The sequence below is a fragment of the Bradyrhizobium sp. Tv2a-2 genome (assembly GCF_000472425.1).
In the GTDB taxonomy this organism is placed as follows: Bacteria; Pseudomonadota; Alphaproteobacteria; order Rhizobiales; family Xanthobacteraceae; genus Bradyrhizobium.
Window position 1 is genome coordinate 358,834 of record NZ_AXAI01000004.1, and the last position, 15,399, is coordinate 374,232.

The 15,399-nt window shown below is 57.2% G+C and carries 14 protein-coding genes; 9 read left to right on the plus strand and 5 right to left on the minus strand.

Annotation, left to right across the window (positions count from 1 at the left end):
• Positions 1-514: 514 nt before the first annotated feature.
• The gene (locus tag A3AI_RS0110445) at positions 515-820 is read left to right on the plus strand and encodes a hypothetical protein (protein WP_024515530.1); all 306 of its coding nucleotides are present in this window, start codon (positions 515-517) and stop codon (positions 818-820) included.
• Positions 821-1,042: 222 nt separating this feature from the next.
• Positions 1,043-1,939 carry a LysR family transcriptional regulator gene (locus tag A3AI_RS0110450; RefSeq protein ID WP_024515531.1) on the plus strand — a complete coding sequence of 299 codons (897 nt, stop codon included), beginning with the start codon at positions 1,043-1,045 and terminating at the stop codon, positions 1,937-1,939.
• A 63-nt stretch (positions 1,940-2,002) separates the two neighbouring features.
• Here A3AI_RS0110450 and A3AI_RS0110455 read toward each other — a convergent pair whose 3' ends face one another.
• A complete protein-coding gene (locus A3AI_RS0110455; RefSeq protein ID WP_024515532.1) occupies positions 2,003-3,565 on the minus strand; it encodes a 4-hydroxyphenylacetate 3-hydroxylase N-terminal domain-containing protein in 1,563 nt (520 codons plus the stop codon).
• 261 nt (positions 3,566-3,826) lie between these two features.
• Here A3AI_RS0110455 and A3AI_RS50205 point away from each other — a divergent pair, with 261 nt between their 5' ends.
• Positions 3,827-4,087 carry a helix-turn-helix domain-containing protein gene (locus tag A3AI_RS50205; RefSeq protein ID WP_198030089.1) on the plus strand — a complete coding sequence of 87 codons (261 nt, stop codon included), beginning with the start codon at positions 3,827-3,829 and terminating at the stop codon, positions 4,085-4,087.
• A 1-nt stretch (position 4,088) separates the two neighbouring features.
• On the plus strand, positions 4,089-4,649 hold the full coding sequence (locus tag A3AI_RS0110460; protein WP_245286864.1) for a flavin reductase family protein: 561 nt from the start codon (positions 4,089-4,091) through the stop codon (positions 4,647-4,649).
• A gap of 345 nt (positions 4,650-4,994) precedes the next feature.
• Here A3AI_RS0110460 and A3AI_RS0110465 read toward each other — a convergent pair whose 3' ends face one another.
• The 3 genes from A3AI_RS0110465 to A3AI_RS0110475 form a co-directional block, all read right to left on the minus strand.
• A complete protein-coding gene (locus tag A3AI_RS0110465; protein ID WP_024515534.1) occupies positions 4,995-5,765 on the minus strand; it encodes a dioxygenase family protein in 771 nt (256 codons plus the stop codon).
• Positions 5,766-5,866: 101 nt separating this feature from the next.
• A complete protein-coding gene (locus tag A3AI_RS0110470) occupies positions 5,867-7,090 on the minus strand; it encodes a cytochrome P450 (RefSeq protein ID WP_024515535.1) in 1,224 nt (407 codons plus the stop codon).
• A gap of 98 nt (positions 7,091-7,188) precedes the next feature.
• Positions 7,189-7,515, minus strand: a complete 327-nt coding sequence (locus A3AI_RS0110475; protein WP_024515536.1) for a hypothetical protein — start codon at positions 7,513-7,515, stop codon at positions 7,189-7,191.
• Positions 7,516-8,124: 609 nt separating this feature from the next.
• Here A3AI_RS0110475 and A3AI_RS0110485 point away from each other — a divergent pair.
• From A3AI_RS0110485 to A3AI_RS0110505, 4 genes are all read left to right on the plus strand, one after another.
• Complete coding sequence (locus A3AI_RS0110485) at positions 8,125-9,072, plus strand: helix-turn-helix domain-containing protein (protein WP_036047850.1); 948 nt, start codon at positions 8,125-8,127, stop codon at positions 9,070-9,072.
• Between the two features lie 518 nt (positions 9,073-9,590).
• Positions 9,591-9,734, plus strand: a complete 144-nt coding sequence (locus tag A3AI_RS47390; RefSeq protein ID WP_156927710.1) for a hypothetical protein — start codon at positions 9,591-9,593, stop codon at positions 9,732-9,734.
• 165 nt (positions 9,735-9,899) lie between these two features.
• Complete coding sequence (locus A3AI_RS0110500; RefSeq protein WP_024515538.1) at positions 9,900-12,491, plus strand: ATP-binding protein; 2,592 nt, start codon at positions 9,900-9,902, stop codon at positions 12,489-12,491.
• 175 nt (positions 12,492-12,666) lie between these two features.
• Positions 12,667-13,953, plus strand: a complete 1,287-nt coding sequence (locus A3AI_RS0110505; protein WP_024515539.1) for a DUF1835 domain-containing protein — start codon at positions 12,667-12,669, stop codon at positions 13,951-13,953.
• Between the two features lie 809 nt (positions 13,954-14,762).
• Here A3AI_RS0110505 and A3AI_RS47395 read toward each other — a convergent pair.
• The gene (locus tag A3AI_RS47395; protein WP_156927711.1) at positions 14,763-14,933 is read right to left on the minus strand and encodes a hypothetical protein; all 171 of its coding nucleotides are present in this window, start codon (positions 14,931-14,933) and stop codon (positions 14,763-14,765) included.
• Between the two features lie 174 nt (positions 14,934-15,107).
• Between A3AI_RS47395 and A3AI_RS42515 the strand changes: the two genes are divergently transcribed.
• Positions 15,108-15,260, plus strand: a complete 153-nt coding sequence (locus tag A3AI_RS42515) for a hypothetical protein (protein WP_156927712.1) — start codon at positions 15,108-15,110, stop codon at positions 15,258-15,260.
• Positions 15,261-15,399 lie beyond the last annotated feature (139 nt).

Sequence of the window (15,399 nt, forward strand, 5' to 3'; positions counted from 1 at the left end):
ATCTACAACGTGCCCCCAAACCTTGCTTTCGAGTTTGAAAACTTTCCATTCCGATCTCTGCAACTTGTGCTGCCGAGACCGGAATCTCGACGGCTGGCCCCAGATGTCGACAGGTGACGCGCCCAATCGTCCATACTAGCGCGCACTGCCTGGCGCGCCGCGCCGCTGACACGATCTCGGAGGTGCGATTGAGTACTCGCGAAAACAGCTCGGCGGTTTGCCTTCAACGAAGCGCCCATCCGTATCTCCCCATCAGGCAACGGAAGAATTCTGGCTCACTCGCGACTTTTCACAGAGCCAGGGTTGAGAGGCGATGTGATGTGTCCCAGCCAGTTCCGATCGAGTGGCGGGTCGCGGGACTTGGCTTTGCGCCACCATCCACCTGAGCATGCAACGAGCAGATCGCTCGTTACCCAGGTAACTAATTTCCCGATGGTTGCAACTTCTCTGTAGCCATCCTGCCTCATCATCGTCACGTGGTGAATAGTCACCTCTAACGCGAACAGGAGTTACCATGAAGATTCAAGTCCGCAGGCTCGTGGTTGCACTCGCGATTGCCGGTCCTCTCGCTTCGGCTACCACGGCCAAATCATTTGCTGCGCCGATCAATGGCATGTCGATCAAGGCTGCGGTACCAGCTGCGACGACGGACGTGCGCTATCGGGTACGTCGGGATTATCCGGACGGGGGCTATCCCATCTATTATTCGTATGGAGTTTATCCGAGCTATAATTCGTATTGGGGCTATCCGGCCTATAATTCATATTGGAGCCATCCGACTTATTACTACTCCTATCCCGGCTACGCTTACGGCTGGTGATGTCAGCATTGGCAGTGTGCGGCGGCTCCCCTGGAGCTGCCGCCGCCAACATGTATTTGAGAGATCTTATCCTGCTTCAATCATGCGCGTGTCGCTCTCGGGTCATCAGCGGAAGCGGGTCCACGCTGCCGTCGAAAGTGACCCGCGTGGCGGTCAGCGTTCCAGTTCGCCTGCCGGCTCTGTCAAGCCATCCGGTGATGACATCGCGCTGGGGCTAAGAGTATGGATTTCAAGCACCTCAAATACTTTGTCGCGGTTGCGGAAGAACTGCATTTTGGCAGAGCGGCGGAACGCCTGGAAATAGCCCAACCACCGCTCTCGCGGCAGATCGCGCAGCTTGAGCGCGATCTCGACGTGCTTTTGTTCGACCGCTCGCGCAGTCAGATCCGCCTGACCCAGGCTGGCGAAGCTCTCTTTGAACGCGCGCGGGAGCTTCTCGAACTGCTCGATAGCACCTGTCGCGAGACAACGCTGATCGGCAAAGGGGGCGCAGGCATGCTCCGAATAGGCTTTGTGGGTTCAGCCACCCATGGCCCCCTGCCCAGGTTGATCAAGGCCTTTCGTTCCAATTATCCGACGGTCGATCTCGCCCTTTTTACAATGAACAATGCCGAGTCCGAGCGCGCGCTCGTCCAGCGGGAAATCGATATCGCAGTCGCGCGGCCGTGGCTGTCAGGCAATGAGTTCCGTACGGATATTCTGAATTCTGAGCCGTTCATCCTGGCGCTGCCAGAGGACTCCAAATGGAGCGAGGTCGAAAAAGTCGCGCTGGCCGATTTGCATGACGAAGTGTTCGTGCTGTTTCCTAGACGGCCAAGACCGGCCTACTGCGACCGCATTTTGGAGGCTTGCCAAAAGGAAGGGTTCACCCCGAAGCAGCCTGTGATGTCGCAAGACTTTCAAACGGCCATCAGTTTGGTCTCGGTTGGCGTTGGTATCTCTGTCGTGCCCGAGAGTGTCTCGCAATCTAATATTTCGGGTATCGCCTTCCGCCCCTACATAGGCGAGAATCCGGGAACGTCGCTCTCGATTCACGCCCGTCTTGATAATCAGTCCCGACACGTGTCAAACTTCTTTGGCCTGTTGAAGACCTTCAAGAAGCAGAACCGCCGGGCATAACATTGTCGAGCCCGCGCAATGTGAGGAGCTCCTGCATCTTATTGGCTTCTGCGTACCGCCCGCTTATTTCGCGATGCGCTTGAGAATATTCACGTCATCGGGATTGACCAGGCCGTGGCTAGTCCATCCGCCAAGATCGTATTCCGACATGCATTTTTCGGCGAAGGCTCGCATTCCGGCAAGCTGACCGGTTGCCTCCGACATCGCCAAAGTTTCGATCCTGATGGCCTCGTGGTTACCGCCATAATTGATTTCATAAAGTTCGTGGCGACCTCCGAACTCCGTACCGATGGCGTCCCAGAGCAGTTTTAAGAGCTTGATCCGGTCAATCGCGGCATATCCGTTTGAACCGCGAACAAAACGATCGATATAGGGTCGGACCTCGGGGCTCTGGAGGTCCTGGACCGAGCCAGGCAGGTAGATCAGCCCTGATGCAACATGACGCTCGATTAACAGCTTAATGCGCTGGTAGGCCATCGGAGCGAATACGCGATAGGCCGCGGCCGAGAACATGTTGGGAAGTATATATCCATCCGTTCCGCGCCAGGGCACCGGGCTAAGAACCATCGCGTCAGTTAGCCCCTTGAATAGGTTGGCCCAAGCAATCACTTCACCGACCGCGGTCTGCACGCCACGAAAATCCTTGGTGCCGGTCGCTTCGACGGCCTTGCTGAAAAGGCCAGCGATGAATTCGAGTTTCACCGCTAGCCGGGTTGCACCATGCATGGTGTAGCGCGGAAAGAACCCGCTCATCGGAAAAAAATTGTTGGCCTTGTCCAGATCGCCGTAAACGAAGACGTTCTCCCACGGCACTAGCACTTTGTCGAAAACAAGGATCGCGTCATTTTCATCGAACCGGCTCGACAGCGGATAGTCGAACGGGGATCCGGTGATCGCGGCATTTAGCTCATATGAGCTTCGTGAAATCAGCTTAACGCCCTTCGAGGCCGTCGGTGTGGTAAATATCAATGCGAAGGCTTTGTCCTTTACCGGCACGCCATAATGGGCGATGAAGTTGAAGTGCGTCAGGGCCGAACCCGTCGCGACGACCTTGGCACCGGAAACGATCAGACCAGCGTCCGTTTCCTTTTCGACGTGGATGATTACATCGCGAATGTCTTCGATAGCCTTGCCACGGTCGATCGGCGGATGGACGATGGCGTGGTTCCAATAATCCAGGCGCTCTTGCGCCTTGGCGTACCAGTTTAGGGCGTTCTGCTTGTAGTCACCGTAGAACTCGCAATTGGCGCCGAGCGTTCCTAGAAACGATCCCTTGTAGTCCGGCGTCCGCCCCATCCAACCGTAGGATGTGCGCTGAAGTTCGGCGATGGCGTCGCGCGACTTTGCCAAATCATCTACAGACTTACTGCCGAGGAAGAACGGATGCGTAAAGCCGCTGGATCCGGTATCAGTTCGCACACAGATCTGTTCCCTCTTTTCATGCAGTGCGTCGTACCAGCGGGCGATCATCCGTGCTGAATTGCGGAAGGCGGGATGGTTTACGATGTCCTTGACACGCTCGCCATGAAGATAAACGCAGCGGCCATCGTTGAGACTGGAGAGGTACTCGGCACCGGTATAGGGCAAAATCGGTGCGCTCTTGGCCGCGGCTTTGCTGCTAGTCATTATTCTGTTCCTATCCCAATGGCGCGCTATGGCGAGATTTTCGGTCCCCTTCCCGTCGGCATTTCCCGGGCTCAAGCTTGTTGTTTTCCCGCAATTCCCAGGTGGAGTGTTAACGCGATTTGGCGTTTTTGTAAGGTATCGCGTCATACCTTGATCTGTGTTCGTAACTCTCGAATGCTAAAGCGCAACCGATGTGGCAACTTCGTCTACACCTAAATGAAATTTCGGACCGCTCTAATGGCAGGCATGCGGGGAGGTGCGATGAAAGCGACGGACAGAGTCGTAGAATTGCTTTGCCTGTTTACAGCGCTTCGGCCGACGCCGAGCACGTCCGAAGTAGCCGAGAGTCTCGAAATGGCGCGTTCATCCGCTCATGAACTTCTCAATGGACTTGCCAAGACAGGTTTGATTCGAAAGCGAGCTGCTGGCCGCTTCCGATTGAGGCTTATGATCAACTCACACGCCGAAGTGCCCGCCAGCACCGACGTAGTTTTGGAGGCGAGTCGGAAGGTCTGTGGTTGAAATGACCGAAACTACGGGGAAACACATAACATCGACGGTCAATAGTATGCAAAGCCAGACCAGTTCCTCCGTTCATTCTATGGCTTCAATTCGACCCGGCGCATTCCGTAATGCGTGCGGTATGTTTGGCACCGGTGTCACCGTGATCACGACGCGTAGCGACGGCGTGGACTACGGCATGACTGCAAATGCCTTCATGTCGATATCACTGGCGCCTCCACTGATTGCCGTCTCCGTGGCCAATACGACCAATATGCTCGTTCGAATCCGACAGTCCGGCCGGTTCGCAGTATCGATCCTAGAGGAGAGCTGTGAAGCATTGGCGCTGCATTTCGCAGGGCGGCCCGACGGATCGGTCGCGGAGCCATTTTTCGATTTTGACGATCTGCCGGGCGTCAAGGACGCTTGTACCGTTCTCGCCGCTGAAGTCGAGCAAGAGGTTGCAGCGGGCGATCATGTTATTTTTGTGGGTCGGGTTAGCCACATACATGTCGATCCCGAAAAAGCTCCGCTGATGTTTCACAAAGGAAGATTTGGAAAGTTGCTTTCTCATGAAAGCTAACCAGGGCCGAGACCAAAGCGCACTAATCGGTCCGAATGCCGATGGGCATTACGCTTTCCGCGGCCATGCACAAGATGGCCGCGCGCCGAGCTGAAGGGCGCGTAGTTGGGAGAGCCGAGCTACTTACAAGCCCTCCTCCCGTCTCAGTCGTCGACGCGGTTCGTTTATCGTCGGCTTTGCCGAAGCGGCAGCGACGAACTAGCCAAGTTCACATTCGAGCCGGAGCGCACCGATCCACGATCAAGAGTAACGTTTACTCAATCGCTCCCGGATCATTCACGAACAACGATGAGAACAAGGAGCACGAGCCTCTCCGTTTTCTAATCGTCCAGGACGAGCAAAGGCCTATCCGGCAGAGATCGTGTAGGCAGGCTCAAGCACGAAGTTCACTTGCATGACCCGCTTACCGTTCTCATAGATCTTGGGGACGACCAGATCCAAATGATCGGTCTCGCAGCAATCGTTCCCGACATAGTCTCCGCCTTCAAAATAAGCTTGGTTGATGAGATCGCGCTTACCTACGCATCGAACCCAGAAGTGAATGTGGGCCGGACGCCATGAGTGGCGACCAAGATGCTTTTCGAGTAACTCGCCCGTCGGCCCTTGATTAGGGATTTGATAGGCGACGGGAGTCTTGGACGTGACTGAATAATGTCCGTCCGCATCGGTTAACACGCGACCACGATAATATTTGCGGTCGATGTTGTCATGAATGCCGGAATAGAGCCCGTCGGGAGTTGAATGCCAGATATCGATCTCGGCACCAGACACGGGCTGGCCGGCTAGATCCGTGACGCAGCCGCGAATGATCATGTCTTCGGCGTCAGCATCCTCCGGACGGACCGCAAGCGCTTTTGTGACCAACGGGTAATTCTCGTCCAGATAATACGGTCCTTGGATATCGGCCTTGGTGCCGCCGCGGGTCTGGTTTTCGATTTCGACAATGGTTGAGTTCAGCAACGCGTCCAGTAGCAGCGGGATTTCCTTCGCTTCCTGCACCCCGATCATATAGCCGAAACCGGCTCGATATTCATCGAAGGTGACCTTGTGGTCACGAAGAACATTGCGGACCGCTTCGATCAAGTCAGGAACGATTTGCTTTACGCGCTCGGACATAGTTGCCTCCTGATTGGCATTCTCTTCTTCCGCCGGTATCGCGCCCGCTTAGCGATCAGGTCGGCGGTAGGACAAACAGCCATCATCGCTGGGACTCGGGACTAGTCCGCACGCACCCAAAGCGCTTCTAGTCCATTGAAGTTCAGCATCGCCCGGCGCTCCACGGGGCGTTCGGTTCTCAGGCGCAGCTTCGGGAAATGCTCGAAAAGCATCGAAAGAGCGATCTGTGTCTCCGCCCGGGCCAATGGCGCGCCAAGGCAGAAATGAGCGCCCCCGCCAAATGAATTGTGACGCTTATCTGGTCGTTCGATGTCAAACCGCTTTGGATCGGGATGCGCCTCCGGATCATGATTCGCCGCATAAAGCATTGCATTGATCGTCTGCCCCGCGGCGACCGGGCAGCCGCCGATCTGCATCGCCTCGGTTGCGACCCGAGTGCCTTGCATGACTGGCGAGTCATAGCGCAATACCTCCTCGACGGTGCTACGGACCAGGTTCGGCTCAGCGAGCAGTTTGCTGAGTTCACTTGGATGCTGCAGCAGTGCCAGTACGGCGTTGCCGATAAGGTCAGTTGTCGTCACGTTGCCCGCAATGAGCAGAGCAATGCAAACGCCAATGATCTCCGCTTCGTCGAGTTGCTCGCCGTTCTCTTCGGCGTCGATCAGGCTGCTGATCAGATCGGCCCGGCGTTCCTTACGACGCTTTTGGATCAATTCGGTGAAGTAGCCGGTGAGAGCGGCGTCGCACGACGCCAGGACGGCCTCCTGCTCTGGCGTGCGTTGTGGGTTGAACATCAGCATTTTGCCGTCAGACCACTGCTTGAAGTCATGGCAGCGGGCGGTATCGACGCCCAACATCAGCGCGATGGCTATCGTCGGCAACGGTCGGGCATAAGCGTCCATGATATCGAAGCAGGATGGATCGTCGATATCATCCAGCAAGCCACATGCGACCTCAGTGATACGCGGGCGCATGGCATCGACTGCGATCTGGTTGAACGCCTTGACGACGAGGTTGCGCAGGCGCTTATGGTCCGGGTCGTCCATATGCAGTATGAGCGGCCGAAATGTCTCATCGACCTTCAGTTGCACCCGAGAGAACGAACCTGGGCGGGATTTCCGTGGATCGGATGCCAGCTTGCGATTATTCATGACGGCATCGACATCGACTGCACGGGTCAGCACGACCCGATCGAACATCCGATCCCGGTGCACCGGCTCCCGCGACCTCAGCATATCCAGATATTCGTGCGGCCGCTCGCGGAAGACAGCATCCAGGTGGGTCAGCGCGATTCCCGTTGGCACCGCAGTCTCGTCCTTACTCATGGATATCGTCCTTTCACTGGGTTTAGTTCACGATCGGCTTGGAGTGAGCCAAGCGTCCTCGCATTGGAGGCATCGAATCAGTGACAATGCGCTCGAAATTAGTTCGCGACCGATTTCACCTTGCGGACGAGCACGCTGTCGGCGTTCCGGCTGATTTCGAGTGCACCTAACTGATGCGGCGTTGAGAAAGCCACCCTCTGACCCGGTGCAAGAACACACACAACACGGATCGGCGTACCCGTTATGCCCTGCGCAAGGGTCGCGACGATATGGAAACCGTCGCGCTCGACGGTGTAGTAGGCGACACCGGACACTTCACCAAAGTCGATGCCCATGGCATCAATCGGACGCAGGCCATCGGCGCGGGCGGGCTCCAGAGAGGCCAAGGCAAATGCTGCGGCAACAAGCATGCTACGGATCGACATAGCGATCTCCGTTGGGTTGCGACATAAAGTCTGTAAAACGTAGAGGCTGAAGAGCACTGCGACGGGCCAGCCGGCCGGTACTACGTCCACCTGGCCTCTTTCGGCATCTAGGCGTTCGCGCCGCCGTCGATGGTGAGCGTCGCACGGGTGATGTATTGAGCCATCGTGCTCGCAAGCGCCTTTGCGATCGCCGCGCCAATACCTCTGCTTGCTCCTGTCACAAGAGCTCGTTTTCCCGTTAGCGTCATTGAAATCTCCGCCTCTGTAATAGTTGACACCGGAATTGTCTAAGTCCTCGATCAACCGCGCTTGGAAACTTCCATTCCTTGTCTCCGATCTTTGCAACTCGTGACTGCCATGATCCCAATTCTAGGCGGCGGGACCTCGGGTGTCGTGAGGCGATGCGCCCGATCTTCCGTACTAGCGCGCACCACCTGACGCGCCGCGCGGCGGTGCTGACACAATCTCGGGGGCGTGATTTGGCGTGACGCGGAATTGAGCGGCACCTGTCTCGGGGCCACGCTAGCTTGACCAACGTCTGCCCGTGCTCTAGCGCGGGCCGTTACAAACCATACGATAGGCTTGCAAGATTATCTCCGCGTGGAGGCGATGATGCACCCGAACGACGATTTTCTCAGCGCTCAAGAATTGGACTATGACGGTTTCCGAACTGCAATGAGTAAGGATTGGGGATGGTTTACTCCCGCTCGCGAAACCAACATCTTCGCCAGCAAGGTGCGCACGCGGCGCGTTTACGGATTCGCTGCAGTGGATCTCACCTGCAACGCTACCCGCCTTGATCGGACGGAACTGGACATTCGCCGTGATAACATGGAGTACTATTACGTCACAGTTCAGGATACCGGCGGCTCGACCATCATTCACAACGACCGAGTCGTAAATATCACTGCTGGCGATGTCATCTTGCTCGATTCCACGAGACCCGTGACTTTCATCTCGCCGGCCCAAGACAGCGCGAAATGGCTTGGTCTACAAGTGCCGCGCCAGACCCTGGCGTCGCATCTCGGCTTCGAACCGCAAGGTGGCGCATGCGGTCGCCGGCAGGCGCAAGCGGCACGTCTGCTCTGTCAACTCGCTGCTGACTCCGTCAGCGATACAGAACCGGCGTGCGCGTCGGCCGATAATTTTATGGGTCTTGTGGTCTATGACCTTCTCGGCGCACTGTTTGCGCCCCCCACCCCGCTTTGCTCCCGCCACAACGACAAGCTGTTCATGCGCGTGTGCGGTATCATCAAGGACCGGTTTGCCGATCCGGACATCTCTCCGCACGAGGTGGCTGCCGAGACGGGAATTTCGCTGCGCTATTTGCAGAAGCTGTTCACGGTCCGCGGGTCGACATACAGTAAGTACATATCTTCGCTTCGTCTGGATCATGCGGCGCACCTGATCGAACGCCACGCGTTGATGAAGACAGGTCAGCCTCTCAGCGATATTGCCTACGCCTGCGGCTTTCGCGACTACACGTATTTTGCGCGCGGATTCCGCCGCCGTTTCGGCTCCGCGCCGGGCGCCGCCGGAGCAGGGCGTCCCCGGTAACGACAACGCACGAGCCCGCGCGGACATTGGGCAACGTCGAAAGGCCCTCGACGAGGCGATGTGACCGGCAGGGTCAGCTTCTGGACCAACGGCCGAGCGCTGGTCGCCAACAATTGCTCCTCGAATGGCCCTTGGTCTCACAGCTGTCTGGCGATCTGAAAACCACGCGCTCCTCGAAAAGAATTGTCTCGCTGGCCACCGCGAACGCGTTCGCCACCTTTGTTGCTTGCGTGCTGCAAAGCGTCCGCGAAGTTACTTGATACACATGGATTGCAATCTCGTTTGTGAGGCAATTGTTATTGCCGGACGATTAGGGAAGCTTCCCTCGGCTGTTTCGTGAGATCAACCAGATGACATGACTTTCGGTTCGTCTGAGGCCGAGCCGGCTTCAGACGCCCGGATGCCCTGCGCTGCATGTCGAGGAGTGCGCGCGAGTCCGCAAATGAGGGCGTTTTCATCCATGCGCCGACCGCCTAGTTCTGTACATTCGGACTATGTATCGGCCGAAAACGGACGTCTTGGACGGCAACGTTGCATGGGCGATTGGCGACCTGTCCGGCATCGGGCGGACGACCACCGAGCAATGGCTCGCGCAAATACGCGTGCTCGAAAGCACTTTGCTCGAAAACTCCCTGCCCTGCGAACATTTCGTCGTGCGGTGAACTCTGAATTCACACGAGGTTCTTGTCCTGGAAATCGAAAAATCGGCAGAGTGCAAGCCGGAGGCCGACGCATAGAGCGGCAATTGTAACCCTTCATTTATTAGGTAGCGAGATCTGGTAACAGGGCTCGCCGATATTCGATGAAAGTAGAGTACGAGGGCGCTAATGCAGGATCGCCAGAACACCTTTGTGAAGGAAGCCTCTCTTTTATCATATCTACTGGTGTTGGTCGCAATCGCGTTGCTGCCCGCCATCGCCTTTCAAGCACACAGCGAACTCGCGTTACGCCACGCAAGTCGAGTCGAGGTCGAAAATCAAGCGCTCTACATGGCTCGGCTTGCTGCGGCAGAGCAGCGTGAAATCGTTCAGGGAATTCATCAGGCACTGATCGCACTATCAGAGCTTCCCGCCATAAAGGCTAAGGACGCGGAAGAGTGCAACTCCTACCTTGCGAGGATCAAGAAGCGGTATCCGGGTTTCGTCAGCTTTGTTGTTGTCGACACCAACGGCACGTCGATCTGCGACGCGAGCGACGATAATAAACCAACAACCGCTGCGGGGAGACCCTACTTCGCCACAGTCCTGAAGACCGAGGAATTTACCGTTGGAGAGTTTGCGTTCGGTCGAAAAACCGGCCGCAAAGTCCTCCATTTTGCGTTGCCTTTCTACGACGACGGGGACCGTCTTGGCGGCGTTGTTATTGCCGCTTTGAGCTTGAATTGGCTCGCAGATACACTTGGTCAGCAAAATGTGCCTCCAGGGGCTGCTCTTGCTGTCATTGACCGCAACGGAACCTACCTCGCCCGCTATCCGGACAACGCGACTTTCGTTGGCCAGAAGATGATCGGCAAACCCGCTCGGGGCCCTGTCGAGGGGGTCGACCTCGACGGTGCTAGCCGAATTATTGGCTATTCATCGTTACCGGATGCAGGACTCCTTGTCGGCTATGGCCTCGACAAGGCGCGAGCGTTCGCCGGGATTCAGTCGGAAACCCGCCGAGGCATCTTTCTAATGGTCCTAAGCACCGTACTCGTGCTGGTCCTGACATTGTTGGGTGCTCGACGATACATCCATCGCCCGCTTGGCGAGTTGGTCAAAGGGGCGAACCAGTGGCGGCTCGGCAAGTTCGCGGGACGTGTGGACATTCGCGGGCCGTCAGAAATCACGCGGGTAGCCGATGCGTTCAACACAATGGCCGATGGTTTGGAACGTCGCGATCATGAGTTGTCCCTGTCGAAGGAGAAAACTGAGGAAGCAGCGGCTCGGATCACGATGATCTTCGAGAGCACCACCGACAGTGTGCTAATCGTCGACCGCAACTGGCGCGTTAGCTACCTCAACGGTCCAGCCGGGGTGCAACTCGCCGAAGGACGAGACATCGTGGGCATGTCCCTTTCGGAAGCGTTCCCCGTCGCCGCCGGCATGGAGGCCTTAGAACAAATTCAAAATGCCACATCAGAACAGCGTCCGGCATTCCTCGAAACTCTCTGTCCACGCACAAACATCTGGTACGCAATTAACGCATTCCCCTCGAGCCAGGGGATGGCGATCTTCATCCGAGATATCACCGACCACAAGCATGCCATGGAAGCACGTCGCCTGATCGAGGAGCAGCTCTTTCAGAGCCAAAAGATGGAATCGGTCGGACAACTTACCGGCGGCGTCGCGCACGATTTCAACAACTTGCTTACTGTGATCTCTGCGAACCTTGAATTGATCGAGCATGACGCTGACATTGGCAGGGTTCGTCGATGCGCCGCCGCGGCACGACGCGCCATTAGTCGCGGAACCAAGCTCACCGCACAACTTCTCGCTTTTTCCCGTCGCCAAGCGCTAAAGCCAAAATTGATCGACGCCAACCAACTTCTCTCGGAGTTCAAGGAACTGGTTCACCAAGCTGTTGGAGAGGTATGTGAAGTCAAACTGCAGTTCGATGATCGATTGTGGCCGTGCCACGTGGATCCGACGCTGCTGGAGACAGCTGTCCTCAACCTGGCGCTAAATGCGCGAGACGCCATGCCAGATGGAGGTGTACTCCAGATCGAGACCCGGAACGTTGTAGAAGACGGGAGCTTGGTACCGGAGTGTCCCCCCGGTTCATATGTGAGACTCTCGGTCGCAGACACAGGTTGCGGGATGACTCCCGAGGTGCGGGATCGGGTGTTTGAACCATTCTTCACGACTAAGGATGTCGGCAAGGGCACCGGGCTTGGTCTCAGCATGGTCTATGGCTTTGTTCGACAGTCTGGCGGCCATATTGCTGTTAAAAGTGCGCTCGGAGCAGGCACCACCGTGGATCTGTATCTACCGAAGGCCACGCAGGCCCCTGAAACTGAACCGGAATACCTTCAATGTCAAAGCGTACCGACAGGCACGGAGCGGATCTTAATCGTTGAAGACGATGATGATCTACTCGAAGTCACGTCAGAAACATTGACGTCATTGGGCTATCGGGTCTCTCGTGCTCGCGACGGCGCGGAGGCACTTCGCATCCTCCACAGCGGTCAACCTTTTGAACTCCTGCTCAGCGATGTAATAATGCCAAATGGAGTGAACGGTGTTGAGCTTGCTCGCGAAGCGAAGCGAACGAGAAGAGATATTAAAGTCCTTCTATCCTCCGGCTATGGGACAAACGTACTTGAACGACACGACGGGCTTGGTGAGTTCCCAATTGTGGAGAAACCTTTCCTTCCATCAGACCTTGGTCGACGGCTACGATCGATCCTGGACGGGTCAGGGTTCATTCCAGCAAAGTGAAAATTGAACTCTACCTTGACCCTTTTGGCCGAAATGGTTCAACATGTCTGCGCTCGGTCGGAGCATCCACGTTCGCGGAAAGGGCTGCGCCCACGACAGAAGACCTACCGATGCAGGTCTACGGTCCCCCCTTATCTGCCTGAGCGAACGCAGGTAACCGATAAGGGAAGCAGTTATGGCCGACGCGCTCGGGTCCTATCCGCAATTTCGTCTCAATTTCGAACAGCAGGGCAAACGCGCCAAGGATTTGCTCAAGGCAGCGCGCGCCGGCGAGGCCGAAGCGCTCGCGCGCTTCAAGACGCCCCCAAGGCTCGCCGAGGCCCAGTACCTGATTGCGCGGGAGTTGCGCTTCGACAACTGGGCCTCAATGAAGCGTCATATCAGTGAAATGACTCTGGCGCGCGAGGCAATGAATGCTTCGGCGCCCGACAGCGATCTTCCAACGCTCCATATCCGTTGCGGTCATGATCTGCAGGAGCAGCTGAAGGAAGCCGGCTTCGGCGGCGATTACTACGTCGATATCTACCCCTATATCATTGGGCCTGTACGCGAGGGCGCGGGGTACCTCGAGCAGCGTGCGCGCCACATTGTCGACTGTTACGGCGATCAATTCGATCCGCCACTGGAATACGAAGGGCAACTTCGATCTCTTAAGGACAAGGAGCGAGAGCTCCACGATTCCGCCGATTACGGGCGCGTCGTGCTCTGGTTCGAACACGATGTCACCGACCAGCTGTCCCTGATCCACCTGCTGGGACATTACGCAACACATCGGCGTCCATCGCGACTGGAACTGGTCAGCATCAGCGACTTCCCGGGCGCCAGGCGCTTCACCGGATTGGGAGAGTTGCCGCCCGAAGCGTTGCGCCTGCTGTGGATGACCCGCAAGCCCGTCAGCGCGGCGCAGTTGCGGTTGGGCCTAGACGCCTGGCGCGCATTAGCCAGCCCCGACCCGCTTCCGCTCGCCGCGATCATGCGCAGCGCTACCCCCGCGCTGCCGTTGCTCGCTTGTGCCCTCCATCGCCATCTGCGCGAGCTGCCCTCCAGCATCAATGGCCTGTCGCTCACAGAGGAGATGGCGCTAACGTTGATGGCGCAGCCGCTCCCGCGCTGGGGCGGCAACGTCAATCTCGCAAAGATCTATTCAGCGATGCACTGGGACCTCGATCCGCTTCCCGGGCAAGGCGACCTTCATGTGCGAGATCGCGTGCTCAATATGGAAGGCGCGAGTGCTCGCGTTTTCGAGCGCCGCGCCGGCGTCGGACCCGACGGTAACTCGCGGCCGCCCTGGACGGATATACTGAGCATCACCGATCTCGGGCGCGCGGTCCTGAAGGGCGGGTTTGATTTCATGTCGCTGACACCACCGAGCCGTTGGGTTGGCGGCGTGCAGATCGGAACGGGAATGCCCGACTGGCGCTGGGATCATAAAGCTAGAGACGCAGTGCGCCTGAGCAGTTGAGGCCGCCCAAAATTAAAGACAACGCCTTTTCTGCCGCTGCACCGACGTCGTTGCGCAAGTTCCACCCCGCGCGCGCCGCAATCAAACTGATCCGCTAACCGCCAAAGACTGGCTCAAGATGCACGGGAGCGGCACCTGTGTCCGGCTGACCGAGGCCGGCGCCGGCCTCTTTGCGCGAGGCTACAAGGTTCCGACTCGTGGCTTAGTCCGAAGGTCCATGCTCGATATTGTCATATGAGCGGGAGGACATCCTCCGAAACATTGCGGCACTCTCTCCGCTGTCAATGGAGGGCGCATACCGATGACCACAGACAATAATGGGGCATTGACCCGAGCGCGCAACTAATGCCCGCCGCGATGTTCTAATTCGATTATGAACCAATCCGCAGTTCGGCAGTCTACTTCTTGAGAGGGCGCCGATCGCGCGGAACTGAACATGTGTGAGAAGTGCAGGGATCTCGACCAAAGGATCGAACGCTATAACCGCATCGCGCAGGGGATAACCGATCAATGGACCGTTGATCGCATCAAGCTCCTGATCGACGAAATGCGAAACCAGAAGGCTCAGCTTCATCCTTCGTAGCTGCCTCCCATTCCGGCGGCCGCAGACCAGGCGAATTGAACCAATCAAGAAATCCCCGTCGCGGCTGTGGGATCGCAAACGGGGTTAGTAAGCGAGTAACTCTGGTTCTCTGATCCTTACCGGAGCTCCCCCAAACTACGCACGAGCGCGGCGCAGGTCTGTTCACAACTGAACTTTGAACCCCACGGCGGGGAGCTGGGCATTTCAGTGGACTTGATTGTGAGTGCTACTTCGGGTCAAGCCGGGCAACGAGCGTTGCGTCTTGCCAGACCTCGATCGCCGTCCCAACGGCGTACCGACGCGCTTGGCGGATCGCTTCGCCATCGTCGTCACATTCAATGACATGCGGTGGCGCGTCGACGCGCCCGTCGCCGCCCAGAACATAAACCTTGTACACTGACATGCGCCCCGAGCCCATCCTGCACGCACCCTCGGCCATGATCCTAGAACCAATTAGAAGAGTTCCAAATTCAACTTCGGTGTCTTTCCGTTGCATATGACTGCACTCGCTCCGGAACAACCGTGGCTGTGCCTGCATTGTTGGCTAGATAGGCCGTTGCGGGACGTCGCGATGAAAGATGAGCTTTTCATGATGATGCTGACGGTTGTCTTTGCGGCCGTATTGCTCGTCACGGGACAGGCATTTATCGACCACCGCAACCGAGCCGAAGCTGCAGCTTTCTTGAAAAGCGTGGCGGTATCTCAGGCGCGCGCTTCGCCTTGAGTGATGACCGCCTCAGCGCTGCATACGAACAATCCGAGTGGGATGCGAGGTCGGAAAAGCGCCTTCATCCCTTGTCGGTGCTGCGGCGATCGTCTGCGCCTACAGCAAGCCATGCACTCGCGCCTCGATGAGGTCGCGC

Excerpts from the sequence above, each read along its gene's own strand:
- A3AI_RS0110470 (WP_024515535.1), bottom strand. The coding sequence starts at position 7,090 with ATGAGTAAGGACGAGACTGCGGTGCCAACGGGAATCGCGCTGACCCAC.
- A3AI_RS42515 (WP_156927712.1), top strand. The coding sequence starts at position 15,108 with ATGAAAGATGAGCTTTTCATGATGATGCTGACGGTTGTCTTTGCGGCC.
- A3AI_RS0110505 (WP_024515539.1), top strand. The coding sequence starts at position 12,667 with ATGGCCGACGCGCTCGGGTCCTATCCGCAATTTCGTCTCAATTTCGAA.
- A3AI_RS0110500 (WP_024515538.1), top strand. The coding sequence starts at position 9,900 with ATGCAGGATCGCCAGAACACCTTTGTGAAGGAAGCCTCTCTTTTATCA.
- A3AI_RS0110455 (WP_024515532.1), bottom strand. The coding sequence starts at position 3,565 with ATGACTAGCAGCAAAGCCGCGGCCAAGAGCGCACCGATTTTGCCCTAT.
- A3AI_RS0110465 (WP_024515534.1), bottom strand. The coding sequence starts at position 5,765 with ATGTCCGAGCGCGTAAAGCAAATCGTTCCTGACTTGATCGAAGCGGTC.
- A3AI_RS0110450 (WP_024515531.1), top strand. The coding sequence starts at position 1,043 with ATGGATTTCAAGCACCTCAAATACTTTGTCGCGGTTGCGGAAGAACTG.
- A3AI_RS0110460 (WP_245286864.1), top strand. The coding sequence starts at position 4,089 with ATGACCGAAACTACGGGGAAACACATAACATCGACGGTCAATAGTATG.
- A3AI_RS0110485 (WP_036047850.1), top strand. The coding sequence starts at position 8,125 with ATGATGCACCCGAACGACGATTTTCTCAGCGCTCAAGAATTGGACTAT.
- A3AI_RS0110475 (WP_024515536.1), bottom strand. The coding sequence starts at position 7,515 with ATGTCGATCCGTAGCATGCTTGTTGCCGCAGCATTTGCCTTGGCCTCT.
- A3AI_RS0110445 (WP_024515530.1), top strand. The coding sequence starts at position 515 with ATGAAGATTCAAGTCCGCAGGCTCGTGGTTGCACTCGCGATTGCCGGT.
- A3AI_RS50205 (WP_198030089.1), top strand. The coding sequence starts at position 3,827 with ATGAAAGCGACGGACAGAGTCGTAGAATTGCTTTGCCTGTTTACAGCG.